The sequence below is a fragment of the Blastopirellula sediminis genome (assembly GCF_020966755.1).
GTDB lineage: Bacteria > Planctomycetota > Planctomycetia > Pirellulales > Pirellulaceae > Blastopirellula > Blastopirellula sediminis.
In genome coordinates, this window is sequence record NZ_JAJKFT010000004.1 from 1,339,075 (window position 1) to 1,365,008 (window position 25,934).

Consider the following 25,934-nt stretch of genomic DNA (forward strand, 5'->3'; position numbering starts at 1 on the left):
TGGAGAGGGGATTTCGAATGTTTCCCCATTTTTAGCTGGCAGCCTTGGCACGGAAAGTGCTAATCGCAATAGCGACACTTCTCAATAGATGCGCCCATTTTTCGGCTGATCAGCAGGACATAAATCTGGTCAGCGATTTATTGATATTCATTCAGGGCTGGGTCGAATCATGTCGCAAATTTCTCCCGATCGGCGTGGCTTCACGCTGGTGGAATTGTTGGTGGTGATCGCCATTATCGGCGTACTCATCGCACTCTTATTGCCGGCGGTACAACAGGCGCGCGAAGCGGCGCGGCGGATGCACTGCAGCAACAACATGAAACAGCTGGGGCTCGCCCTGCATAACTACGTCGACACGCATGGCAAGCTGCCGGCGTCGAGCCGCGGTTACGGCGGCTGCCTGGGCACGCCGGTAAACAGCGAAATCAAAAATGCCCATGGCTTGGTGTCGCTGCTTCCGTTCATGGAACAGAGCAATCTCTACGATCAGTTCAATCACAAAGAAGCCTATTCGGTCAGCACTAGCACCAGTTATCAGCGAGCGACTGGAACGATCATCGGCGATCCGGTGACCAATGGAAACGCAGCTCTGGCCGGCACGGTGGTCGAAGCGTTTATTTGCCCGTCGGACAACAACGACGCCACGGGACGTCTCGCCGGCGCGGCGTATGGCCCTGGGGGTTCGTACCAGGGCGCTGCGACCAACTACGACTTCATCGTCAATTGCAGCCTGGAGTTTGGAACGTGCAATGGGTACGCCACGACCTCCAGCGCCACCAAGCGGATGTTCGGCGCTGATGTAAACACCAGTTTCGCCGACGTCGTCGACGGTCTCTCGAACACGTTCATGATGGGGGAAACGACCAAGAACCACGTCAATGGAGCCGCGTTCGCCTGGTCGTATCGCGCCTGGGTGATGACCGGGATCGACACCTATTACAACAACGGGATTTACGGCGGCATCAACATCTGGCATCAGCCGGCCGTTCACCCGACCTGGCAAAGTCCTCCGTTCGTTCCCATTCGCGGTCGAGCCCGTAGCTGGTGGGTGCCGGCCGCTAGTTTGCATCCCGGCGGAACGCACTTTTTGATGGGAGATGGCTCGGTTCAATTCATTCAAGAGACGATCGACAAGACGAGCCTCTATCGGTTGACCTTCATGGCTGACGGCGAAGTCGTCTCGCTCCCGAACTAAATCTAAGAATCCATTTTCACGTCAGATCCTGACCATCGTTATCCTTTATCCTGGTAGGTGGGAGATGTATCAACTTTGGAAATTCGGGCTGCCGCTGCTGGTGGTCGCCCTTGTCGGCTGTAGTGATCCTGGGCCGCATCGTTTTGCCGTCGAAGGCACGCTGCTGCTGGATGGTAAGCCGCTTCCTTACAAGAGCCTGGCCCTGTTGCCGGTCGAAGGGACCACCGGACAAGGCGCCGCTGGGTTTAGCAAAGGGGACGGAACGTTCAACCTGCAAGCGATCGTGCCGGGTGCGGTCCGCGACTATCGGGGCTGTCCGCCTGGTCGATATCGCGTCGTCATCGGCGAACCGCTGATTCCGATTACCGATGACTTGGCGGTCGAAGAGCCAGTTAGCGAAGACGAAGGGCCGGCGCCTGCCATCGCTTTGGATATTACGCCGCGTCGTCGTCCGGCCAAGGGAGGCATCCCGGCGATCTACCGCACCGAAACGACGACTCCCTTGATCGTGGAAGTGAGCGAAGGGGTTGAAGCGTACGAATTCACGCTCGAATCGAAGCCGAAACCGGGCGCCGTCGCCTCGGTTCAATACAAACGCTGAGGAAACTCGGTCTAAAAACGAGAATTTCGCGAACGCCTCCGGGGCGGCTGCAACATTGCGGCCGCCCCTTTTTCGTGGGAAGGCCCGTTGGTTAGCGTCCGATTTTCGGCTATGAATGTGTACAAAATGCTGATGCGGCTTGCGCGGTTGGAACCGCGGCAGCCAGGCGGAAATAGGGCGTCAGCTTCGGCTACACTTTCTGGGAAATCTTGGGATGCGCCATCAACCGATCGATTCGAGTCTGTTTGTCGAAAATCGTGCCCGTCTGAAGCGACTTTTACCTCCCAATTCGCTGGTAATCGTCCATGCCAATGACGTGCTGCCGACGAACGCGGACGGCTCGTTCAAGAATTTTCCCAGTACCGACCTTTTCTACCTGACGGGGGTGGAGCAGGAAGAGTCGATTCTCCTTCTCTTTCCTGATTCGCCGGAACCGACGCAGCGCGAGATCCTGTTCGTACGTGAGCCGATCGAGATTCTCGAGATCTGGGAAGGTCACAAGCTGACGAAAGCGGAAGCGACCGAAGCTTCCGGCGTCACCACCATCAAATGGATCGGCGATTTTCCGAACATCCTGCGTAACTGCATGTTGACCGCCGAGCAGATCTTCCTGAATCAAAACGAACATCGCCGCGCCGCCGCAGTCGTGCAAACCCGCGACGATCGCTTTGTGGCGGAGTGTCAGAAACAATTCCCACTTCATACGTATCGCCGCTTGGCGCCGCTGTTGCATCAATTGCGAGCGGTGAAGTCAGATGCCGAGGTTGAACTGATTCGTCGCGCCTGTGGGATTACCAAGGGGGGCTTCGAGCGTCTGTTGGGCTTCGTCAAACCGGGCGTCTACGAACACGAAGTTGAAGCGGAATTGTCGCACGAATTCATCCGCAATCGCGGGGCGTTCGCTTACACGCCGATTATCGCATCGGGCAAGAATGCCTGCGGATTGCACTACGTTCAGAACGATCAGATCTGTAACGATGGCGATCTGCTGCTGTTGGACGTTGCGTCGAACTACGCCAACTACAACTCGGACCTGACCCGTACCATCCCGGTCAACGGTCGTTTTACGCCGCGGCAGCGCGACGTTTATGATGCGGTGTTGCGGGTGATGCGGGCCTCGATCGCGGGCGCGGTGGTTGGCAAGATGCATCGCGATTGGCATCACGAATCGCAGTTGATGATGAACGAAGAGCTCCTGAAGCTCGGCCTGCTGACCAAAGAGGACGTCGCCAAGCATACGCGGGAAGAACCGGCCTGCAAGAAGTACTTCATGCATGGGCTGGGACATTCGATCGGCCTCGACGTGCATGACGTCGCGCCGGGCAACGTTCCGTTCGCCGCCGGTTGGGTGATGACGGTCGAGCCGGGGATTTATCTGCCGGACGAAGGTTTCGCTGTTCGCCTGGAAAACGACATCCTGATCACCGAGGATGGTTCGGTCGACCTGATGGCCGACATCCCCGTAGAAGCGGACGAAATTGAAGCGATGATGGCCGCCTCGCGAAAATAGGAAGGCTAGACGAAAGAGCGACTTCGCTTCTGATTGCACGAACCGAAGCCTGGAATGCCGATCGCATTCCAGGCTTTGTGCTTTTGGGGGGAGGGGGGATGGTCCATTGCTGAGCGTGCGAGATTTTTTTGGGGTGACTCTTTCAGCCCGCACCACTATACTAAGGGTCACTCCAAACTCCCGCCTGCGTTACTCTCGCATTTTCCTCCACCCGCTTCCCGCCCAGGCAATCTCAGGTGAACATGATGTCTCGTGGAATCGCCGCTGCATTATTGATTGCGTTCGTCGGAAACTGCTACGCCCAGGACGAGTTTCATTTTGAAACGGACGTTCGCGGCATCTTCAAGAAGCATTGTTTCCATTGCCATGGTGAAGAAGAAACGGTCGAAGGAGGACTCGACCTGCGGCTGGTGCGGCGGATGGTCGAAGGGGGCGACTCCGGTTCGGCGATTATCGCCGGGAAGCCGGACGAAAGTTTGATCGTTGAACGCCTCGAATCGCGCGAGATGCCGCCGGACGAAAGCAAGCAACTATCGCCCGACGAGCTCGCCAAGGTAAAACGCTGGATCGCCGGCGGGGCAACGACCGCTCGGCCTGAGCCGGAGACGATCGGCAGCGAGTATCTGATCACCGATGAAGAGCGGTCGCACTGGGCGTATCAGCCGATCAAGCGGCCAGAAGTCCCTGCCGTTCAGCATGCCGAGAGCGTCGCGAATCCGATCGACGCGTTTCTGTTGGCCAAGCTGGAAAAACATGGGCATCAATTCAGTCCAAAGGGGACGCCGGATCGTTTGACGCGACGGCTTTCGCTCGATTTACTGGGGCTTCCTCCAGAAGAGGAATGGACGGCTGAATTGCAAACGAGCGAAGATCCGGCCCAGTGGAGCAAGTTGGTCGACCAATTGCTCGCGTCGCCCCATTATGGAGAACGTTGGGGACGGCATTGGTTGGACGTCGCCGGCTATGCGGACAGCGAAGGGTATAGCGACGTCGACGCCGACCGCCCCTACGCGTGGCGCTATCGCGACTATGTGATTCGAGCGTTCAATGAAGGGATGCCGTTCAATCAGTTCATTCGCGAACAACTAGCGGGAGACGAGTTGATCTCAAGTCCGCTGAACGATCTGTCGCTGCAAGATGTCGAACTGCTGGCCGCGACCGGCTTCTTGCGGATGGCGCCCGATGGAACCGGGGGCGCCGTCGATGACGCGCAGCAAGCGCGAAACGATACGATCGCCGATACGATTCACATCGTCTCTTCTTCGCTCATGTCAATTACGTTGTCGTGCGCCCAATGTCACGATCATCGCTACGATCCAATTTCGCAGGCCGACTATTTCCGCTTTCGCGCGATCTTTGACCCGGCATTCGATTGGCAAAAGTGGAAGAACCCGAAACAGCGTCTGATTTCGCTCTACACCGATGACGATCGGAAAGCGGCTGCGGAGATCGAAGAAAAGGCGAAAGTGCTCGACGCCGCCGTCGCGGAAAAGCGAAAGGAATTCATTCAGAAGACTTTTGACGAGCAGCTTGCCAAAATTCCTGCGGAAATGCATGAACTGGCGCGAGCCGCCTTCGCCGCTGACGCAAAAACGCGAACGCCGGAACAGAAGGATATCTTCAAGAAGCACCCCAATCTCAACGTTTCGGCCGGGTCGCTTTACCTTTACAACCAAAAGGCGGCGGACGAACTGAAGAAGATGCAGCAGGAAGCGACCGACGTTCGCAACACCAAGCCGAAGCAAGAGTACGTGCGAGCGCTGACCGAAACGCCGGGGCAGATTCCGACGACGCGACTGTTCTATCGCGGCGACTACGCCCAACCGAAGCAAGAGCTGACCCCGGCCGGATTGTCGATCGTCCGTCAAGCGTCTGGGCTGCCGGAGATACCGGTTCGCTCTTCCAATTTGCCCACCTCCGGCAGACGTCTGGCGCTGGCCGACTATCTGACCGATCCCAAACATCCGCTGACGGCCCGAGCGATCATGAATCGGGTTTGGATGCATCATTTCGGGGCTGGTCTGGTGACGACGCCGACCGACTTCGGCGTGCTCGGCGATGCGCCGACCCATCCGGAACTGCTCGATTGGTTGGCGGCCGAGTTCATCGAGAGCGGCTGGGATATGAAACACATGCACCGGTTGATCTTGAACTCCAACGCCTGGCGGCAAGAGGTTCGCAACAACACGGCGCTGCAAGAGCAGGATCCGGACAATCATTGGTACGGCGGCGCCCGACTGCGAAGGCTCGACGCCGAGGCGATTCGCGACAGCTTGCTGACGATTTCGGGCGAACTCAATCCGAAGCAGTTTGGCCCGGCGGTTCCGGTGATGCCGGATGTTGTCGGCCGCATTGTCGTTGGTCAGGAGAATACCGACGCGGGGCGACCAGGCCAGGTGATTGATATGAAGGGAGAGGATCTACGCCGGAGCGTTTACATTCAGGTCCGTCGGAGCCAGCCCTTGAGCATGATGGAGACGTTCGACCAGCCGGCGATGAGTCCGAACTGCGATCAGCGTCGCCCGTCGACCAACGCGACGCAATCGCTGATGATGCTGAACAGCGTGGAGCTGATCGATCGTTCGCGGAAGGCGGCGGCCAAGCTAATCAAGGAATTCCCTGAGGACTCGAAACGACGGATCGAGTCGGCCTGGCGACAAGTTTATGGTCGCGCGATCGAAGAGGAGGAGGTCGCCGGCGCGCAAGCGTTCGTGCAACAGGTTACGGAAAACCTCAAGACCCAAGCGGACTATCAGGCGAAAGGCGATAAGCCGCCGGCCCGGTCGCCGGATGAGGAATCGCTCGCCGTGTTGTGTCAGGTGCTCCTCAGCTCCAACGAGTTTTTGTACGTCCAGTAGCAGGAAAGAAGAGCATGACTTCACCCCACGATCTTGCTGTCGGAAGTCGCCGTCACTTTATGGCGACCAGCGCGATGAGTCTTGGCTCGTTGGCTTTCTCCTGGATGCAGCAGCAGGAAGCCTGGGCCGCTGAACAAATCAAACCGCCGATCGGGCCGCAGGTCTTCGACACGACGCCGAAGATTCCGACGGCGCCGCCGCGCGCGAAAGCGATGATCTCGCTTTGGATGCAAGGTGGTCCCAGCCATCACGACTTGTTCGATCCGAAGCCGGAGATGAAGAAGTACGACGGCAAGGTCTTTCCGGGCGAACTGAAGCAAGACAACGCCGCCCAGGCGAGCTCCAAGGTGTTCGCGTCGCCGTGGAAGTTTTCTCCCAGCGGTCAGTGCGGCATGGAGCTTTCGGAACTGCTGCCCCACCTGCAGTCGGTGGCGGACGACATCTGTTTGATTCGCTCGATGAAAACCGGCGTCAACAATCATGGGCAATCGATCCGGGCGCTGCAGGGAGGTCGCATCACCGGCGGTCGACCGACGCTGGGAAGTTGGATGACCTACGGATTGGGCTCGGAGGCGGACAATCTGCCGGCGTTCGTGGCGCTGATCGATCCGGGCCAACTGCCGGTGCTGGGAGTCGAGAATTGGTCGAATGGTTGGTTGCCGTCGATCTACCAGGGAACCGTGATCCGACCGACGGAGCCGCGGATTCTCGATCTTACGCCGCCAGCCCATCTAAAGGGCTTGGCCCAGACGAAGTCGCTGGAATACTTGGAGCAGTTGAACTCGCGCCATGTCGGGCAGTTTTCGGACGTTTCCGATCTGCAGGCCCGGATGGCGAGCTATGAGCTGGCCGCCAAGATGCAGATGGCGGCGACTGATGCGCTCGACTTGTCGCAGGAAACCGAAGCGACCAAGAAAATGTACGGCATCGATCAGAAAGAGACGACCGACTACGGCAGTCGCTGTTTGATCGCGCGGCGCTTGATCGAGCGCGGAGTACGGTTCGTCCAGGTCTATACGGCGAATCAGTTGTGGGACAGCCACGGCCGGATCACGACGCTGCTTCCCAATGCGTGTAAGAAAGTCGATCAACCTTCCGCCGCTCTGGTGGCTGACCTGAAGCAACGCGGCCTGTTGGACGAGACGGTCGTTCACTGGGGGGGCGAAATGGGACGCTTGCCGGTCGTTCAGAACGACGCCGGTCCCGATAAGATTGGCCGCGATCACAACACGTACGGCTTCAGCATGTGGGTCGCCGGGGGCGGTTTCCGCGAAGGATACGTTCACGGCAAGACCGACGAGTGGGGGCATCACGCGATCGAAGGGGTGGTCAATCATTTCGACTACCACGCGACGCTGCTCCATTTGTTCGGCCTGGAGCATGACAAACTCACCTTCCGCCGCAGCGATCGCGATCAGACCCTGACCGACGGGCAGCCGGCGCAGATCGTCCGCGAACTGCTCAAGGCGTAGTCAACAAAAAAGGCCGCGGAGATGATCCGCGGCCTCTTGCTTTGAATGGATCGCAAGCTCGGCGGCCGCTAGTCCGGAAGCTTCGCGTTGTGGTAGACGTTCTGCACGTCGTCGCAGTCATGGAGCAGGTCCATGAACTTCTCGAACGTCTTGGCTTCATCCTCGCTCAGCTCGCTGGTCGACTGCGGAACAAAGGTGATTTCCTGCACCTCGAATTCCACGTCGGGTAGCGTTTCCTGGAGCGCTTGCTTCGTTTTGAAGTAGTCGCTGGCCGCCGCGAAGACCGTCAAGTAGCCGTCTTCTTCTTCCACGTCTTCGACGTTAACGTCCGCTTCCAGACAGGCTTCCAGAACCTGATCCTGGTTTCCCCCTTTGAAGCGGAAGACCGCCAGGTGGTCGAACAGGTGGGCGACTGAACCGGTGTTCCCCAGCTTTGAGCCGGTCTTGGTAAAGCAGTTGCGGACGTCGGTGATGGTCCGATTCGCGTTGTCGGTCAGGCAGTCGACGATTACCGAGCAGCCGCCGGGGCCGTAACCTTCGTACCGCGATTCCGAGTAATCTTCGCCGCCGGCGCCTTTCGCCTTTTCGATCGCTTTGTCGATCACGTGGGCCGGGACTTGCTCACGCTTGGCCTTTTCCATCATGGCCTTCAGAGTCGGGTTCGACTCCGGATCAGGGACGCCGTTCTTGGCGGCGACATAGATCATTTTGCCGAATTTGGAGTAGAGCTTGGTCTTCTGAGCGGCCGTCTTGGCGATCGCGTGCTTCCGGTTCTCGAAACTTCGTCCCATGGGAGTGGTCTATCGACTCTGGCAAAAGTGGTGAAGGAAATGTCTCCCTAGAAAGATAGACAAGTTCCTGCTTTCGGGCAATCATGACTCGCCTTCCCCAAGCGGGGCGAGGCGTCACTGCCCCTAAAATGGCGAAAATCGTTCAATATTAACGGGTTTTCGGCGAGAGATCGCCGAGCGGTGCGGGCGAAAGTCGCTCCGCCACCTAGCTCCAACCTTCCAGCGGACCGGTGCTGTCGCCAAAGCTCTCCGCTTCGACCCCCATGTGATGCAGCAGCGAGACGTACATGTTGCAAAGCGGGGTCTTCTTCGCGGCGGTAATGCGGCGGTTGGTCTTGAACGATCCGCCCCCTTTGCCGGCCAGGAGCAGCGGGAGGTCTTCTTCCTTGTGCGTGTTGCCGTCTTTGATGCTGGAGCCGTACATCACCAGGCTGTTGTCCAGCAGCGAGCGTCCCCCTTCGTCGAGTCCGCGCATCTTGTCGATCAGGTAGGCGTACTGCGTCATGTGCCACAGGACGATCTTTTCATACTGCCGGCGTTCGTTCTCTTCGTTCCGGTGGTGCGACAGCCCGTGGAACGAGCCGCGGACCCCGTCGATAAAGCTGAAGTTTCGCCCGGTCTGGGCGTTCCCCAGCATGAAGGTCGAGATCCGCGTCGTATCGGTCCAGAAGGCCAGGACCATGATGTCGAGCATTAAACGGACATGCTCTTCGTGGCTTTCGGGAATCCCCGGACCGGGGCGCGGCACGTCGAAGCGGCCTTCATTGATCCAGCGCTTTTGCGGTTTGAGGGCGGTTTCGATGCGCTTCTCGACGCTCCGAACCGATTCGAGGTATTCGTCCAGCTTCGCCTGATCGGCTTCGCCCACTTTGCGGCGAAGGTCTTTCGCGTCGGTCAGGACCAGGTCGAGCACGCTGGCGTCGTCGCGGGCCAGCGAGTCGGCGACCGCTTTTTGATGCGGGTTGAATCCGGAGACGACCGGGCCGGCCGAGGTGGTGCGGAACAAGCGATCGAACGCCAAACGCGGGACGATTTCCTTCGGCACCGGAGTGTGCGGATCTCGCCACGCGATATGCGAACCGTAGATACGGGTAAAACCGCCGCCAACGTTGTCGACGCCGGTGTAGGCGGCGTCGACCCCCAGTTCCAACGACGGCAGCGGAGTCCGGTCGCCAATCTTGCTGGCGAGGACCTGGTCGACCGACACGCCGCCGGTGTTGATATCGCGGCCCGAGGTCCGCTGGACGAAACCGCCTGAGAGCCAGGCCGGCACTTTCGGCCAGTGGCCGTTCCGGCCGACCGTTTCCTTGTGCCAGAGGTTTTCGAGAACGGTGATTTCCTCTTTCACGCCCTTCAGCGGCTCGAGCATTGGAGTCAGCTCAAAGCTGCCGTCTTCCGTCTTCGCCGGATTCCATTGATCGGAACGAACGCCGTTCGGGACGAATAGAAAGGCCACCCGCTTCGGCGGTTCGCTGAGCGTTTCCGAGCCCCAACTGCTGCGGCTCATCGCTTCCAGCCAAGGCAAAGCGAGTGCGGCGCCGGTACCTTTTAGCAGCGTCCTGCGCGAAATCGGTTGAGGCATGAGGAACTCCTGGATGTGGCTTGCGAGGGAGGCTTAGTGGGAGGAAGGCTGGGACACGGCGGCGGCGGTCAGCTGACGATTGCGGAAGGGAGTGCTGAGGACGATTTGCTCGATCAGCGTCTGCATCCGGTAGTCGTTCTCTTCGAGCGACGTCACCAGCGATTCGATCGTGCAGCTATCCGGATCTTCGAGGCTCCGCCCTAACGCATAACCTAAGACTTTTCGGCTCAATTGACGAGTGAATTCCTGCTTGCGATCGAGCAGAATTTTTTTCAGTTCGGCTGGACCGGCGAACTTTTCCCCCGACGGCATGATGCCAGAGGCGTCCAGCGGCTTGCCGTTCTCGTTCTTATCGCGCCAGCGGCCCAGCAGGTCGTAGTTGTCGAGCCCGAAGCCGATCGGGTCGATCAGGTCATGACAGGCCGCACACGACGGGTTGTCGCGATGCTTTTCGAGCTGTTCGCGGAAGGTCTTCGCATTCGACGCACTTACTTTTTTCGGTAGGGGCGGGACGTCCGCCGGGGGGCTGGGTACCGGCGTGCCGAGCAGCGTTTCCAGAACCCATGCGCCGCGTAAGACGGGGCTCGAACGTTGCGGGTAAGAGGTCACCATGTGAACGCCCCCCAGCCCAAGCAGCCCGCCGCGCTGGCCATTGGTCACATCCACCTTGCGGAGCTGGCTCCCTTGGACGCCCGACACTTCGTAGTGCTTGGCCAGGCGTTCGTTCAGGAAGCAATAATCGCCGTCAATGAATTCCAGAATCGATCGATTCTCGCGGATGACGTAGGTCATCAGTTGAATCGCCTCCGCGCGAAAATCGGCGGCCAGTTCGCTGGAGTAGACCTCTTTGTACTCACCGTTGATCGGAGAGACGCTTCCGCCGACTTCCTTCGTGCCGAGCCATTGGCCGGTGAACGTATCAAAGAAGACGTCCGCTTTGGGATCTTGCAACATTCGCTGGACTTCGGCCTGAAGGACCGGAGTTTCATGCAGCTTGTTTTGCTTCGCCAATTCGATCAGCCGATCGTCCGGCATGCTCGACCAGAGGAAGTAAGAGAGACGCGTCGCGAGTTCGAAATCGTCGATCGGCTCGATCTTGTCGGACTTGGGCGCCTCTTCCATGCGGAAGAGGAAATTGGGAGAGACGAGGATCCCCTTGAGAGCGAGCTTGATACGCTCTTCGTACGGATCCTGCCGATCGGAGGCGCGATCGTACAGTGCGACGAACGGTGCGAGTTCGTCTTTCGTCACCGGGCGACGAAACGCGCGAGCGGCAAATTGGTGCAGAAGTCGCTCGGCGGCTTCGCGACTCTGTTCGTACTTGCCTTCCTTCGCCTGAAAGATGCGATCGTGAAACTTCTGGGCATCTTTGGGACGTTTAATGCCGACTTCTTTGAGCTTCAAGCGAAGCAGCTGAAATTCCGACTGATCTTTCGGGTTATGAATTCCGAATGCGTGAAAGCCGCGACTCAGTCGCACCGTGGTCTGGAGCGACTGGTCTCCCTGTTTGACTTTCAGCGTGAAACGATCGGCGGGGAGGCCGTCAAGCTTCAGGACGAGCTTTAGCTCCTTGTCCGACGGGTTGCGGACTTCGGCGGTCAGCTCGTAGTCGCCGGCAACATAGATGACGGAGCCGGCCGTTAGATCGGCGCCTGGTTTCAGGGGGCGAAATTCCCCTTTCGATTCGCTGGTCGGAATCAATCGATCCGCGGCGAACTCTTTTCGCAAGGGAGGCGTGATGATCGCCGCGTCGAGGATTTCCTGCGCCGCTTCGACATACCGTTCCATCAACATCGGCGGCAGAAAGAGGGTCTCGCCGTTGTTGTTGAAACCTTCGCCCCCGCCGCCGTCGGTCGGAAACGACTCGTCATAACCAAGCTGCGGTCCGACCAGATCGCGAATCGTGTTTTCGTATTCCAAGCGGTTCAGTCGGCGGGTCGTAACATGGCCCGCATAGGGACCCAGTTCGCACGCCGTCGCCCGCAGATGGTCGTCAATCCAGTTGGCGATCTCCAGACGCTCTTGTTCGCTCGGCTGCTCTTCGTCCGGCGGCGGCATCGTCCGATTGCGGAGTTGCGCCGAGACGCTTCCCCAACTGCTGCGCAGATGCTGCATCTCGGGCGCCGTCTTCGCTTTCAGGAAGAGAATGTGGTTGTCTGGATCTTCCGGATCGTGGCACGAGGCGCAGTACTGCGTAAGGACCGGGCGGATCTTCTGCTCGAAATGGTCGGCGGCTTCCGGCTCCATGGCGACGGCCGAAGAGATCCAACAATTGGCCATGAATGCGAGAGCCAAACAGAAGCTAAGTACGCGCAGCGACATAGATGCGAAGGTGGGAATAGGAAGGAGGGAAATCGGCGTGGGAGGTCCCTTTATGATAACCGCTGATTCCGCGTGTGGATATGGAGAAAACGCCCCGATTCACGGGGCGCATGCCGCGGTTTTGTCGGCATTTCCCGACAAAAACCCTGTCTGACGAATCGGCCGAGGATGCGGTTAGGGGGCGAGCCGCTCGACGTAGAGGTAATAGGCCCCGCAGATTTCTTTGCCGGAATCGTCCACCAGGTAGGTCTGCAATTCGGTGGGGCCTGCCGAAAGGGACTTTTGCGTCACGAAGGCGGTTCCCTCTTTGTTGCTGTCGGCCAATTCCAGAACTTCCTCGTTGACGCGAAGTCGAGCCGAATGAATCGGCAACGCGGCGCCGGAAACGAACGTGCCGTCGGTGACCTTCAGTTCGGGACAACCTTCGCTCAGCTTTAGCCCGCTCTCGCGCGGCCAACGACGGAGTTCAAACTGGTACGTTCCTGGTTGAGCGACCGTAACCTGCCAGGCGCCATTCTTGAGAACGCCGCGGCGAATCTGAACTTGCTGATCGACGAAGACGTCGAGCCATTCGCAGCCCGAGAGGAGGAGCGGGTTCTCGGCGTCAGCGCCGATGATGACCCGCTGCGGGGTCAAGACGTCCTCTTTGACCCCGTCCCACCAATCGTTCAGGTGAGATCGCATCTTGGCGACAACCTCTGGATGATCGGCGGCGACGTCGTGGTCTTGATGCGCGTCGGTCTTAACGTTGTAGAGTTCGCGGTTCTCGAGCAGGCGCCAATCATGCCACATCACGCAAGCGCCGTTGCGCTGCGGGATCGCCGGATTGCCGTCGGTATACTTCACCTTGAAGGTCGGCATGCGACTGTAGTTAATGACGAGCGTCCGATCCGCGGCGGACGATTTGTCGTCCTGCAGAAGCGACTTGAGGCTGACGCCATCGAGTGTGGGAGGGAGTTGCTCGGCGGCGCCGGCCAGGTCGGCGAGCGTTGGCAAGAGATCTTGCACGTGGCAGAGTTGGTCGATGTCGCGCGGCTTGTTCAGTCCCGCGGGCCAGCGAATAAAGCAGGGAACGCGATGGCCTCCCTCCCAGAGCTGCGTCTTGTGACCTTTCATCCCGGCGTTGTAGTAGTCGTGCCCCATCGTACTGCCGTTGTCGGTGAGAAAGACAACGATCGTGTTTCGCTTCAGGTCGTTCGCTTCCAGGAATTGATCGAGTTTGCCGATGTTGTCGTCGATGTTCGCCCCCATCGCCAGAAAGCTGATCAGGTCCTTTTTCTTTTGCGGGCCGAGGTGACCGGTGACTTTCGGATGGGAATTCACCGATTTGCGAACGGCGGCGCGATATTGATCCGGGACGAACCAAGGCCAGTGAGCGGCGTTCAGGGCGATGTACGCAAAGAATGGACGGTCGTCCTCCCTTTGATCCACCCACTTCATCGCCTCGCGAAAGAAGACGTCCGTGCAGTACCCTTCGTATTGCTGCGGTTTCGTGTTGTGGATATAGGTGTCGTCGAAGTAGTCGTTATCCCAATGGTCGGGCACGCTGTTGATATGCGACGAAGGAAACCAAACCGCTTCGTCAAAGCCTCGGTCTTCGGGGCGAAATGGGTAGTTGTCTCCCAGATGCCATTTGCCGAAATGCCCGGTGCGATAACCAGCGGCGCGAAAGACGTCGGCCATCGTCTTTAGTTCTGGTCTAAGTAGCGTACGCCCGCTGCTGACGTTGATCGCTCCGTTGCGAAACGCATCGAGCCCCGTCATCAGTTGCCCACGCGTCGGCGTACACATCGGAGAGACATGGAAGTCGGTCAGCCGAACGCTTGCTGCCGCCAATTGGTCGATGTTGGGCGTTTTGGCGATCGGATTGCCGTTGCACGAAAACTCTCCGTAGCCTTGATCATCGGTCATCACGACAATCACGTTGGGGCGGTCGGCGGCTTGACTGACGTGGACGTAGGCCAGCGAGACGAACAAGGCGAGCAGGGGGATGATTCGGTTCATAGGGCGTTCCTGATCGATAGGACGGGGATGCGATAGGGGGAAGCCGATTGATAAGGAGGTTTGCTTGGTTTGCGTTAGCGGTTGAGTTTGCTGCGTAGGGCGTCGATCAAGACGGCGACCACAATCACGCTACCGGTGATGATTTGTTTGTTGGCGTCGCTGACGCCGAGCTGTGCCAGGCCGGTTTGCAGAACCGAAATGATCAGCACGCCGATGAACGAGCTGATGACGCTGCCTCGTCCGCCCATCAGACTCGTTCCGCCGATCACGCAGGCGGCGATGGCCGATAGCTCCAGGCCGATCGCAGCGTTCGGATCGGCGCTCGAAAGTCGCGACGCTTGCACCAAGCCGCCAAGTCCGCACAGAAGTCCGCTTAAGACGAACACCGCGATCGAGTAAGGGGCGGTCCGAATGCCCGACATGCGGACCGCTTCTTCATTCGTACCGATCGCAATCAGGTAGCGTCCGAAGACCGTACGCGAAAGGAGAAACTGTCCGGCCAGAACGGCGCCGAGCGCAAGCAGGAACGCGGTCGAAAAGTGGATATAGGCAAGCGGCTCGCCGATCCCTTCGACCGCAGAGCCGATGTATTTCGTCTGCGAATCGGTGATGACCTTCGTCACGCCGCGGGCAATCTCCAGCATTCCGAGGGTCACGATGAACGAAGGAATGCCGAACCCGATCGAAACGCAACCATTGATCAACCCGCAGAAGGCGCCGCTGACAAGGCAGATTGGGATCGCAGCCCAAAGCGGCCAACCGGCGTCGACCATCAGCGCGCCAAGTACCGCCGAGGAAAGGGCCAGGATCGACCCAACCGAAAGATCAATGCCGCCGATGACCAACACGAACGTCATGCCGACGGCGACCAGCGTCAGATCGGGAATCTGATTGGCGATCGTCGTGAAGGTGGAACGCTGAAAAAAGTTCTCACTCTGCAAGCTGAATACGCCGACCATCGCCAGGAGAACGAGCAGGAGTCCTCCATATTGCAGGGCCAATGTTTTGAGGTATTGCGTTTTCACGCGTGGGAACTCCGATCGAGATAACCAGAGAACGCGGCCCGCATGATGGCGTCGTGCGACATGTCTGGTCGGGAGAAGATCTCACATAGCCGCCCGTTCGACATGACGGCGATGCGATCACAAGTTTCAAATAGTTCTTCCAAGTCGCTACTGACAATGACGATCGTTTTGCCTTCGTCGGCTAGAGTGTCGATCAGGCGATAGATTCGCCGGCGAGCCGGCACGTCAATGCCGCGGGTCGGTTCATCGAAGAGGAAGACCGACGCTTCGGTCGTCAGCCAACGAGCGATGACCACCTTCTGTTGATTGCCGCCGCTGAGGGCACTTGTGTGCTGTTCGATGCTAGTGCAGCGAATTTCCATCGACTCGCGGTGCGATTCGGCAGATTCGGCTTCCGCTTGCGAGCGAATCACCCCCCAGCGACTAAAACGTTTGCCCAACGCCGCCAAGGTGCTGTTCGCTCGGATCGATTGCGGTAGAAGAAGGCCGTTTTGTTTGCGGTCTTCGGTGACCATCGCCAACCCGGCGGCGACCGCTTCGCTCGGATGGCGAAAGCGACGCGGCGTGTCGCTGTTGTCGAGATAGATGTGCCCCCTGGAAGCGACATCGGCGCCAAAAATCAGGCGCAGCAGTTCCGTTCGTCCCGAGCCGACCAGACCGGCGATCCCAAAACGTTCGCCTCGGCGTACCTCGAACGAAACGTCTTGAACCTTTCCGCCGGAAATCCCTTCGACGCGCAGCGCGAAGTCGGAAGATTTCTCGCCGAGCGTTTCTTCGGGATTCGGATGGTGCGAAGCGGGATTGTGCACGTCGCCGGTCATCAAGTCGACCATCTGATCGGTCGTCAGCTGCGAAGTTTCGTACGTGCCGAAGTATTGGCCGTCGCGCAGGACGGTGATGCGATCGGAGAGCCGGGCGACTTCATCCAGCCGGTGGCTGATGTAGATAATCCCGACCCCCTTGGCTCGCAGATTCTCTAGCCAGGGAAATAACGCTTCCACCTCGGCGACGCTTAACGCGGCGGTCGGCTCGTCGAGGATCAGCAGTTTGCATTGGCGATCGAGGGCGGCGGCAATTTCGATCATCTGCTGCTGACCGACCCCGAGCGTTTCGACGATCGCGTCGGTAGAAATGTCGTGGAGATCGAGTCGCTCCAGCGCCGTTTTGGCTCGCCGGTGTAGTTCCTTCCGGTTGATCACGCCGCCGAGCGACGGCAACCGCGTCAGCAGCAGGTTCTCGGCGACGCTCAAGGTTGGGATAAGGTTGAACTCTTGCTGCACGATCTGGACGCCAGCTTCTTCCGCTTCGCGTTTTTGGGAAGGGGCGTAGGACGTTCCGTTGAGCTTCATCTCTCCCGCGGTCGGACTGACCAGCCCGGCGATGATCCGGACCAACGTGCTCTTGCCGGCGCCATTTCCTCCGAGCAATGCGTGGATTTCGCCGGCGCGTACCTGTAGCTGGCAATCGTTCAACACGGTCGCCTCGCCGTAGCGTTTGGTAACGCCTTGGACTTCCAGCAAGTTGGAGCCTGAGGAGATCACTTCGCCAACGACTCCTTGGTGATCAGATCAACCGGCGTTTCGACGTCTTCGATTTTCGCGTCGGGGTCTTCCAGCAGTTTGAGCGCATTCTGAATTCCAAAGACCGCGAGCTGGTCGCCATGTTGATCGGCGGTCGCCAAGATTTTCCCTTCGCGGATCGCTTCCTGAACGGCGGAGATATTGTCGAAGCCGATGATCAGGACGTCGCCGGATCGACCGGCCGCTTTCACCGCGGCGACGGCGCCGAGAGCCATGCTGTCATTGGCGGCGAGAATCGCCTTCGTTTCGGGATGTTCGCTGAGCATCGAGGCCGCAATGGTGTTCGCTTTGCTCATTTCCCATTCGGCCGACTGATGATCGACGATCTTCGCCCCGGCGTCGTTCATCGCTTCTTCAAAACCGGCGAAGCGTTGTTGCCCGTTGAAAGAGGTGCGGACCCCTTCCAGGATGCAAACCGCATCCCCCGGCTTCAGGCTTTGGGCGAGAAAACTGCCGGTCGTTTTGGCGCCGGCTTTGTTGTCGGGGCCGACGAAGGGGATTGATACTCCTTCCGCTTCCAGGATGGCGGCGTCTAAACGATTGTCGATGTTGACGACGATGACGCCGGCCTTCTTGGCACGACGCAGGGCCGGGACGAGCGCCTTGGAATCGGCCGGAGCGATGACGATCGCATCAACGTTGGCGGCGATCATTTCATCGACCAAGGCGACCTGGCGGCTCAGATCTCGTTCGTCCTTAATGCCGTTCACGACCAGGTCGAACTCCTCTGGATGTTCGGCCTGGTATTTCTCGGCTCCATCGGCCATGGTCGAGAAGAACTCGTTGGCGAGCGACTTCATGATCAGCGCGACTTTCGGCTTCTTTGGCGCATCCGTGTCAGGCTTGGCGGTTGAGTCGCCGTTGCACCCGATGAGTGCGAGCAGCAAGAGGCAGAGGAGGGGGGATTTATTCATGTCAGGGATTTCCAAAGTTGTTCGATTTCGGTGCGTGAGCCCATGCTTGGTTGGGCGCCAAGTCGTGTCGCGGCAATCGAGCCGGCGGCGTTTCCAAAGCGAATCGCTTCTTCCAGGTCGTCGGTCTCAATCCAGCGAATCGCCAGGGCGCCGACGAACGCGTCGCCGGCGGCGGTTGTGTCGACGACGGTCGTTGCGAAGGCCGGAATCAAGCGGCCTCCCTGATCGTCGTAGAGGTAGGCGCCTTGCGCGCCGAGGGTGATCACGACATGCCTGGCGCCACGTTGATAAAGCGATCTGGCGGCGAGCTCGATTTGCTCGAGCGACTCGACCGGCAGGCCCGACAATTGAGCCGCTTCCTGTTCATTCGGGCAAATCAGGTCGACCTGCAGCAGTTCGTCGGGACAAACGGTTGGCGCCGGAGCGGGGTCGAGGATGACGCGCGTCTCGCACTCGCGTGCAATCTCGATGACGCGCAGGACCGTCGCGAGCGGCGTCTCCAATTGCAGCAGGACGGCGTCGCTGGTTTGAATCAACTGCCGAAAGGTTTCGATATCGTCGGCCGACAGACGTCCATTGGCTCCGGCGACGATCATGATCGCATTCTGACCGCTATCTTCGACGCTGATCAGAGCCAGCCCGCTTTCGCAGTTGGCGGTTGGCTGGACCGAGTCGCAATTGACGCCGAAATTCTTCAGCCCCTGAATCAGCCGTCCGCCAAACGCGTCGTCCCCAACGCGCCCAATCATCGAAACGTTCCCGCCAGCACAGGCGGCCGAGACCGCCTGGTTGGCGCCTTTGCCGCCGGAAACCTCTTGCAAGGAACGAGCGGCGATCGTTTCGCCGGGCTGGGGGAAATGTGCGCACCTGACGACCAGATCCATGTTGATCGAACCGACGACGACGACTCGGGGAGGAGCGAGCGTATCGCGCATTCGACTATCTCTTGTCCGAGGAGGGGCTGGTCGCGTTATGCGGCGGTTCGCTCGAGAGGAGCGTCAGCGCTTCGGTCGCGCGAGCCTTCTGGTCGTCTCGCAAAATCAGGTAGCGATCGCGGCCGTTTTCCATCGGTTCGAAGGTCGAATAGCCATCCTCTTCAATGGTGACCCGTCCGGCGGGAGAGAGATCGAAGTAGCGATGTTCCGGGCGAATTGCAACCAATACCGATGTCAGATCCCATGTCGGGCGGTTGTGCGGCGGCGTGATATAGAGGTTGTACGACTCAGCGACCGGGTGATGCTCGACATAGTCGAAGTCATGCACAATGCTGTCGTACGGATAGGTAAGGTTCAAGCCGATTTCAAAACCGCTCCAGAGGATCGGCGTCGGCCAGTTGGAAAACAAGCGGCGCGCCGACGGGATGTCTTTGAAGACGTTGTATTCGCGGTAACGTTTCGGTTCGCCGGTTTTGTGATCCGGAATATCGGTGAAAGCCGCGGCCATGACCGAGAGAAGACGCACCTTCTTCTCGACCAACTCCTTGCCGCTCAAGGGGCTGATGTCATCGGCTGGCGAATCGATAAGGTTGGCGAGATTGGTCGAAAAACCGACCTGGCAGATCACCACCGAGCCATCCTCGGCGTCAACCAGCGCCTTGCGGAGTATGGCGACTGCGTCGGGCGCCGTTTTCCCCGACTTCAGATCGTGAGGGAAGCGGAAATGGCCATTCTCTTCGGCGGCGGCCAGGACGTTGAACTTCCCGGCTTCCGGAGTGACGCCGCTGCGGCAAACGCCGATCGGAATGTCTCCTCGGCCGTAGAACGTGTTCACGCAATCGGTGAACGGGGCGGCCAGTTCATGGTCTTTGGTGATGGTTACCGCGAGCAGTTTGCATTCGCCGCGCGACTCGAGGGCGTGCAGCATGGCGAGCGCCAACACGTCGTCGCAATCGTTGCCAATATCGGTGTCGAAAATGACCGGAATCGGTTGATGCGTTTCCTCCGCGGCGAGAACCGCGGGGACGAAGAGGCACATTACGGCGGAAATGAAAAGCCGTTTCATGATGGGGAAACCTTTCCTACGGACGCTCGTGACATCAAGGTTACGGGGACTTTGTGCATGGTTTGGAGCGGCGGCTTGCCGAGTCGCACTTGCTCGGTCACCAGGGATGCGGCGCGACGCCCCAGTTCGGGGACGTCTTGCGCGATGGTGGTCAGGGGAACTCGCATGAATTCGGCGAATTCAACGTCGTCAAACGTGACGAGCGACAAGTCGTCGGGAATACGCAAGCCGAGCTCGCAAATGGCGCGGATGGCGCCGAACGCGTTCGGCTTGCTCATTGCGAACAGGGCGGTAATGTCAGGATATTTGCTCAGCAACTGCCGAGCGGAACGATAGCCGGATTCCTCGGAGAATTGATCGCCGGCGATCAGCGACTCGTCCAAGCTGAGACCGATTTCGTCGAGAACTTCGCGGACGCCTTGAATTCGCAAGTCGCAGGGGAGCGTCCCTGGCAAACCTTGCAAGACGCCAATGCGGCGATGACCATATTCGACGAGGAGCTCAATCGCTTGACGCGTGCCAGTAAGATGGTCGGAGGTAACCTGGACCATCGACGATTCGGCTTTGCAGCGATCGACGTTCACCAGCGGAACGCCTTGCTCAGCGACCTGTTCTAAATGATCGAACTCAAGTCCCACCGGACAAACGACGAGCGACTCGACGTTGCGGCTCACCAGTTGATCGATCAGCTCTCGTTCTTTTTCCACCGAGCCATCGCTATCGGCCAACAGCGCAGAGAACCCTTCCGCTTCGGCCGAGACGGTTACCGCGCGAGCGATCGCCGAGAAGAAGGGATTGGAGAGATCGGGGACTACGATCCCTACCAGGCCGGTTCGCTGCAGGCGAAGCGATCGGGCGACCTGGCTGGGGCGAAAGCCGAGACGTTGGGCCGATTCCTTGACCAGTTTCGCCGTCGATTCGCTGATGCGATACTTGCTGGCCAAACCATTGAGCGCACGAGAGGCAGTGGAAGTGCTTACTCCGGCAGCTTTCGCAACGTCGCTGAGCGTCGAATTGGCGCGTGGTTTCGGCAATTTTCTAGAGGGGGCTACGGGGAGGGCAATGCGAAAAAGCGATGCTCAATCGATTGTGCAACCAGTATTATTCGATTTTTGAGCAGAATCAAGTAGGCGCGGATCTTTTTGGGGCAGGACGCTTCGTCAGGTTCGCACACGGTTGATGAACGTCGAGATTGTGCCGTGGATCATAGATCAGCGCGGAGCTTTCCCTTGGCGAACTTCGAAAGCAATTGAACAGTAACGCACGTTAATGACGTTAAGGACCGCGCCTTGTCAGGAAAACCGGTAATCGCGAATCGACGTTCAATCGATATGGCGGGATCCGCCAGGGGAATGATGTGAATTCAGACAAAGTTAACATCCAAAGCGACGAAGCAGGTGGCGTATGACAATCGCATTCTGTAGATTTCATAATTCAAAGAGCGGGGCCCGCCAGCCTCCGCTCTGTCATCTAAAAAAACGCTAATTAACTCCGCGTGTTTTAGAATATGGGCCGACGATCTGTCGCGAGAGGTTGGGCGTTTTTCCCGCCGCTCGCGCAAGCGAAGATCGATGGCATGTTGCCGGTAACGCGGCAAGTCTGCGGCGAGGATTGAGCAAAGGCTTGTTCGCTGGGCTCGTCTGACAGCGTCTCTTGTTTTCATCGTGCATTTTGCATCATGCGTAGAGGATCGATTTGAGCATGCACTCCGCTTATCGTATGCCCGCCCTTGCCGGGCTGCTTTCGCTCTGTTTCACCCTCGGCTGCGGCGGCGGAAAATCGCCCGACGTCGAAGTGGTTCGGCCCGTGAAGACGATCTTGGTTGGCGAAGGGGAAGATGTTCGGCAACGATCGTTTCCAGGTACCGTGGAAGCGTCGCGCCGCGTCGAACTTGCGTTTCGCGTGCCGGGACTGCTGGCCGAATTGCCAGTGAAGGAAGGAGACAAGGTCGTCGCCGGCGACGTAATCGCCCGACTTCGCCAGGACGAGTTTGAGGCGCGGCTCAAGACGTTGACCGGGGAACTGGATCAAGCGCGAGCGGCGCTGCGAGCGTTGCAAGCAGGCGAACGCCCTGAAGAAATCCGCCGCCGCGAAGCGGAAGTCCGAGCGGCGTCGCTACGGCTCGCGAACGGCCGAGCCGAATACGAGCGAGGCGTCGCACTGGCGCAGCGCAGCGGCATCTCGCAACAGGAACTGGAACGGCTGCGGACCGTCTATAACGTCGCTCAGGAAGAATACGCGGCCGCGCGGGAGTCGCTCGAAAAAGGGGCGATGGGGCGCGAAGAAGATATTGAAGCGATGCAAGCTCAGGTTCGCGGCCTCGAAGGACGGGTCGTCGAAGCCCAGATTCAGCTTTCCGATTCGACGTTGCTCGCCCCGTACGACGGCGTCATCGCCCAGCGGTTTGTCGACAAAGCGCAGAACATCGCCGCCGGCGACCGCGTCGTGCAGTTTCAAGACGCCGAAGAAATCGATATCGCGGTCGACGTCCCGGAAAACATCATGGTCGCTGATATTCAGCGTGCGGAAATCCTGCAACTGACGGCGACGCTGAGTGCGGCGCCGGGCATTTCGTTTCCGGTCCGGCTACGTGAGATCGCCCAGGTTGCCGATCCGGTGACGCAGACGTTCAACGTGCGAGTCGCGATGGAAGCGCCGGAGGATCTGCGCGTATTGCCGGGGATGACCGCCAGCGTCACTGCGGTCTATCGGCGGGCTCGCGTGCTGCAGCCGCAAGTGATGGTTCCGGTCGAAGCGATCGCACAGACGTCGTCCGGCGAACAGCTCGCGTGGGTATTGGGGGAAGAATCCAAGGTGACGCCGCGAACGGTAAAGCTTGGCGCAGCGGTCGGCGGCCGGATTGAAGTGCTGGAAGGTCTCGGCCCCGGCGATCGGATCGTTGTGGCCGGCGTTCGTTTTCTCCGCGACGGCATGCAAGTTCGCGATCTCGGCGACGCGCTCGGAGAACGACAGTAATGAATCCTGGCGTCTTTTCCGTAAAGTATGATCGCGTCGTCTTCGTCGCCATGGCATTTGTATTGGTCGGCGGGATCGTCGCCTACAACGCGCTCGGCCGGCTGGAAGATCCAGAGTTCACGATCAAAGAGGCGTTGATCATCACGCCTTATTCTGGAGCCAGCGCCGAGGAAGTCGCGCTGGAGGTGACCAACCCGATCGAGATCGCCTGCCAACAGTTGGGGCAGTTGGAGCGAGTCGAGTCGGAATCGGTACGCGGACGCTCGATCGTCAAAGCGGTGATTCGCGACCAGTACGACCGCAACAAGATTCCGCAAGTGTGGGATGAGTTGCGACGTAAGATCGCGGATGCGCAGCCGACGTTGCCTCCCTCAGTGCGTGGCAATTCGGTCGTGATCGACGATTTCGGCGACGTCTATGGCATCTTCCTCGCCGTCAGCGGCGAAGGGTTTACCTATCCCGAGCTGCGCCGCTACTCCGAGTTCCTCCGTCGCGAGTTGTTGCTGATCGACAATGTTAAGAAGGTCGAACTATTCGGCGAACAGCAGGAGCAAGTCTTCCTGCAAATCTCGCGACAACGGCTCGCCCGCTTGGGAGTCGACGAAGAGCAGATCTATAGCTTGTTGCGAGCCCAGAACATTGTCGCCGACGGCGGTCGTATCCGGATTGGAAGCGAACATCCGTCGCTCGATCCGGAAGGAGGCTTCCGCACTCCGGCCGATATGTTGGAACTGGTAATCGGCTCCAACCAATCGGGCCGGCAGTTTACGCTGGGGGACGTCGCCGAAATCGAACGGGGCTACGCCGACCCGCCGCGGAGAATCTTGCGGTTTGACGGCCAGCCGTCGATCGGGATCGGCATTTCGACGATCCAAGGGGGGAACGTCGTCGCAATGGGGACGGCGGTTCGGGAAAAGCTGGCCGAGCTTAAGCCTGAGCAGCCGATCGGCATTGAAATCGGCGAAATCAACTTCCAGCCGGAAGCGGTCAGCGCGGCGACCGGCGACTTCGTTTTCAACCTGGTGAAAGCGGTTAGCATCGTCATCCTGGTCTTGCTGCTCACCATGGGGCGGAAGACCGGCTTCATCATCGGGCTCGTCTTGTTCCTGACGATCATGGCGACGTTCCTGGTGATGTTCATGGACGGCAATCTGCTTATGGAGCGGATCTCGCTGGGCGCCTTGATCATCGCTTTGTGCATGTTGACCGATAACGCGATTATCGTGATCGAGGGGATCAAGGTCCGGATCGAAGCCGGCGAAGAAAAGTTGGAAGTGGTGCGCGACGTCGTTGCGCAAAACCAATGGCCCTTGTTCGGCGCGACGGCGATCGGCGTGTTGGCGTTTGCGGCGATCGCATGGTCCGAAGACTCGACGGGCGAATATACCAATTCGTTGTTCTGGGTGATTTTGATCTCGCTCAGTCTCAGTTGGCTCTCTTCGGTGACCGCGACGCCGCTGCTTGGCTATTTATTCTTCAAGCCGCAGGCCGACTCGTCGGCGAGTGCGAAACCGGCCTATTCGGGAACCGTTTTTCAGGCGTACCAAAAGCTGCTGATCCTGGCGCTGCGGAATCGCTGGGGGGTGGTGATTGGGGCGGTGATCCTGTTCATCATCTCGCTCTACGGCTTCACGCTGATTGATCAAAGCTTCTTTCCGCCGGCGACTCGGCCGCAGTTTATGGTCGACGTATTCCTGCCCTCGAGCGCCCATATCCGCGAGACGGAAGCGTTTGCCGAAGAGATCGAGCAATACGTTCAAGGGCAAGACCACGTGACGCACGTCGCGTCGTTTGTCGGCGGCGGCGGTTTGCGTTTCCTGTTGGTCTATTCTCCCGAGCCGGAGAATCGGGCGTTCGTGCAATTTCTGGTAGAAGTCGACGACCCCGATGAGATCAGCAAACTAGTCACGCAGGTGCAGCAGTATCTGGACGAGAAGTATCCGGACGCCAACGCTGTGGCGAAGAAGTTTCTGCTCGGTCCTGGGGCCGGCGGTCGCATTCAGGCGCGATTCCAAGGTCCCGATCCGGCAAAACTGCGCGAACTTGGCGAACAGGCCAAGCTGGTTCTCCAAGACGATGGCGGGGCCATTGGGGTGCGTCATGATTGGCGCGAACGGGAAAAAGTAATTCGGCCGAGTCTGTTTGAATCGCAGTCGCGTCGCAATGGTTTGACCCGCGTCGATGTGGCCAATGCGCTGCAAAGCAGTCTGGAGGGGCGCGTGGTTGGCGTTTATCGCGAACCAGGAAGCGCCGGAACCGGGATCGGCGCCTATCCGCAGGAGTCGCGACTCTTGCCAATCATCGCCAGGCCGCCGATTGAAGAACGGAGCGATGTCGCCGCGATCGACAGCATGCAGATTTGGAGCCCGATCGCCGGGCGGATGATTCCATTGAGTCAGGTCGTCTCCGGCGTGAATTTCGAGTGGGAAGATCCGATCGTGATTCGTCGTGATCGTTTCCCGACGCTCACCGTTCACGCCGATCCGCGGACAGGACTTCCCAGCCAGCTCTTCAATCGGGTTCGGGAAAAGACCGAGTCGATCGAACTGCCGCCGGGCTACAGTCTGGAGTGGGGGGGCGAATACGAAGACTCTGGCAATGCGCGATCTGCCTTGGCGGAACCGCTCCCGTACTTTCTGGCTTTGATGGTTTTCATTGTGGTCTGTCTGTTCAACTCGTTTCGCGTGACGGCGCTGATCTGGCTGATCATGCCGCTCGCGATTATCGGCGTCACCGTCGGGTTGTTGCTCACCGGGCAGCCGTTCGGGTTTATGGCGTTGTTGGGCGTGCTGGCGCTCAGCGGCGAGCTAATCAAAAATCAGATCGTCGTCATCAGCAAGATCGAGACCGAGATCGCCGGCGGCAAATCGCCCTACGATGCGATCCTGTACGGCGGGACCAGCAAGATGCGTCCGGTGTCGATGGTCGTTTTGACGACCGTGTTGGGGATGATTCCTTTGCTGAAGGATCCGTTCTTCGGGGCGATGGCGGTATGCATCATGTTTGGTTTGTCGTTCGCGGCGGTGCTGTCGCTGCTGGTCACGCCGGTGGCTTACGCCATCATGTATGACATCCATGAAGAGCCTGCGAAAAAGGGGTAAGG

The 25,934-nt window shown here is 59.0% G+C and carries 17 protein-coding genes; 7 read left to right on the forward strand and 10 right to left on the reverse strand.

The genetic code is table 11. The features are described 5' to 3' along the window. The first annotated feature begins 169 nt into the window (after nucleotides 1–169). The 5 genes from LOC68_RS09170 (at nucleotide 170) to LOC68_RS09190 (ending at nucleotide 7,636) form a co-directional block, all read left to right on the forward strand. A complete protein-coding gene (locus tag LOC68_RS09170; RefSeq protein WP_230217950.1) occupies nucleotides 170–1,195 on the forward strand; it encodes a DUF1559 domain-containing protein in 1,026 nt (341 codons plus the stop codon). A gap of 64 nt (nucleotides 1,196–1,259) precedes the next feature. Beyond that, the gene (locus LOC68_RS09175; RefSeq protein ID WP_230217952.1) at nucleotides 1,260–1,796 is read left to right on the forward strand and encodes a hypothetical protein; all 537 of its coding nucleotides are present in this window, start codon (nucleotides 1,260–1,262) and stop codon (nucleotides 1,794–1,796) included. Nucleotides 1,797–2,010: 214 nt separating this feature from the next. Beyond that, on the forward strand, nucleotides 2,011–3,306 hold the full coding sequence (locus tag LOC68_RS09180; protein ID WP_230217954.1) for an aminopeptidase P family protein: 1,296 nt from the start codon (nucleotides 2,011–2,013) through the stop codon (nucleotides 3,304–3,306). 242 nt (nucleotides 3,307–3,548) lie between these two features. Continuing rightward, nucleotides 3,549–6,164: a PSD1 and planctomycete cytochrome C domain-containing protein gene (locus LOC68_RS09185; RefSeq protein ID WP_230218471.1), complete on the forward strand. Its 2,616-nt coding sequence runs from the start codon at nucleotides 3,549–3,551 to the stop codon at nucleotides 6,162–6,164. A gap of 14 nt (nucleotides 6,165–6,178) precedes the next feature. Beyond that, the gene (locus LOC68_RS09190) at nucleotides 6,179–7,636 is read left to right on the forward strand and encodes a DUF1501 domain-containing protein (RefSeq protein WP_230217955.1); all 1,458 of its coding nucleotides are present in this window, start codon (nucleotides 6,179–6,181) and stop codon (nucleotides 7,634–7,636) included. A 68-nt stretch (nucleotides 7,637–7,704) separates the two neighbouring features. Here the strand turns inward: LOC68_RS09190 and LOC68_RS09195 are convergent, their stop codons facing one another. The 10 genes from LOC68_RS09195 to LOC68_RS09240 all read right to left on the reverse strand — a co-directional run bounded on the left by LOC68_RS09195 (nucleotide 7,705) and on the right by LOC68_RS09240 (nucleotide 20,889). Further along, nucleotides 7,705–8,427 carry a YebC/PmpR family DNA-binding transcriptional regulator gene (locus LOC68_RS09195; RefSeq protein ID WP_230217957.1) on the reverse strand — a complete coding sequence of 241 codons (723 nt, stop codon included), beginning with the start codon at nucleotides 8,425–8,427 and terminating at the stop codon, nucleotides 7,705–7,707. A 205-nt stretch (nucleotides 8,428–8,632) separates the two neighbouring features. Beyond that, nucleotides 8,633–10,009, reverse strand: coding sequence for a DUF1552 domain-containing protein (locus LOC68_RS09200; RefSeq protein WP_230217959.1), 1,377 nt, complete (start codon nucleotides 10,007–10,009; stop codon nucleotides 8,633–8,635). A 33-nt stretch (nucleotides 10,010–10,042) separates the two neighbouring features. Beyond that, nucleotides 10,043–12,289 (reverse strand): DUF1592 domain-containing protein, encoded by a 2,247-nt coding sequence (locus tag LOC68_RS09205; RefSeq protein WP_230217962.1) that lies wholly within the window; start codon nucleotides 12,287–12,289, stop codon nucleotides 10,043–10,045. A 216-nt stretch (nucleotides 12,290–12,505) separates the two neighbouring features. Then, nucleotides 12,506–14,335 carry an arylsulfatase gene (locus LOC68_RS09210; protein ID WP_230217964.1) on the reverse strand — a complete coding sequence of 610 codons (1,830 nt, stop codon included), beginning with the start codon at nucleotides 14,333–14,335 and terminating at the stop codon, nucleotides 12,506–12,508. A 74-nt stretch (nucleotides 14,336–14,409) separates the two neighbouring features. Beyond that, entirely contained in the window at nucleotides 14,410–15,360 is a 951-nt protein-coding gene (locus LOC68_RS09215) for an ABC transporter permease (RefSeq protein ID WP_230217966.1), read from the reverse strand. Beyond that, the gene (locus tag LOC68_RS09220; protein WP_230217968.1) at nucleotides 15,357–16,901 is read right to left on the reverse strand and encodes a sugar ABC transporter ATP-binding protein; all 1,545 of its coding nucleotides are present in this window, start codon (nucleotides 16,899–16,901) and stop codon (nucleotides 15,357–15,359) included. Before LOC68_RS09220 ends, LOC68_RS09215 begins: the two co-directional genes overlap by 4 nt. Then, on the reverse strand, nucleotides 16,898–17,854 hold the full coding sequence (locus LOC68_RS09225; RefSeq protein WP_230217970.1) for a sugar ABC transporter substrate-binding protein: 957 nt from the start codon (nucleotides 17,852–17,854) through the stop codon (nucleotides 16,898–16,900). The genes LOC68_RS09220 and LOC68_RS09225 overlap by 4 nt, the downstream gene beginning before the upstream one ends. Continuing rightward, entirely contained in the window at nucleotides 17,851–18,789 is a 939-nt protein-coding gene (gene rbsK / locus LOC68_RS09230) for a ribokinase (protein ID WP_230217971.1), read from the reverse strand. The genes LOC68_RS09225 and rbsK overlap by 4 nt, the downstream gene beginning before the upstream one ends. A gap of 4 nt (nucleotides 18,790–18,793) precedes the next feature. Next, the gene (locus LOC68_RS09235) at nucleotides 18,794–19,855 is read right to left on the reverse strand and encodes a nucleoside hydrolase (protein WP_230217973.1); all 1,062 of its coding nucleotides are present in this window, start codon (nucleotides 19,853–19,855) and stop codon (nucleotides 18,794–18,796) included. Next, a complete protein-coding gene (locus LOC68_RS09240) occupies nucleotides 19,852–20,889 on the reverse strand; it encodes a LacI family DNA-binding transcriptional regulator (RefSeq protein ID WP_230217975.1) in 1,038 nt (345 codons plus the stop codon). Before LOC68_RS09240 ends, LOC68_RS09235 begins: the two co-directional genes overlap by 4 nt. Before the next feature lie 667 nt (nucleotides 20,890–21,556). Here LOC68_RS09240 and LOC68_RS09245 point away from each other — a divergent pair. Both LOC68_RS09245 and LOC68_RS09250 read left to right on the forward strand, forming a co-directional pair. Next, complete coding sequence (locus LOC68_RS09245) at nucleotides 21,557–22,831, forward strand: efflux RND transporter periplasmic adaptor subunit (protein ID WP_230217977.1); 1,275 nt, start codon at nucleotides 21,557–21,559, stop codon at nucleotides 22,829–22,831. Further along, nucleotides 22,831–25,932 carry an efflux RND transporter permease subunit gene (locus LOC68_RS09250; protein ID WP_230217979.1) on the forward strand — a complete coding sequence of 1,034 codons (3,102 nt, stop codon included), beginning with the start codon at nucleotides 22,831–22,833 and terminating at the stop codon, nucleotides 25,930–25,932. Before LOC68_RS09245 ends, LOC68_RS09250 begins: the two co-directional genes overlap by 1 nt. Nucleotides 25,933–25,934 lie beyond the last annotated feature (2 nt).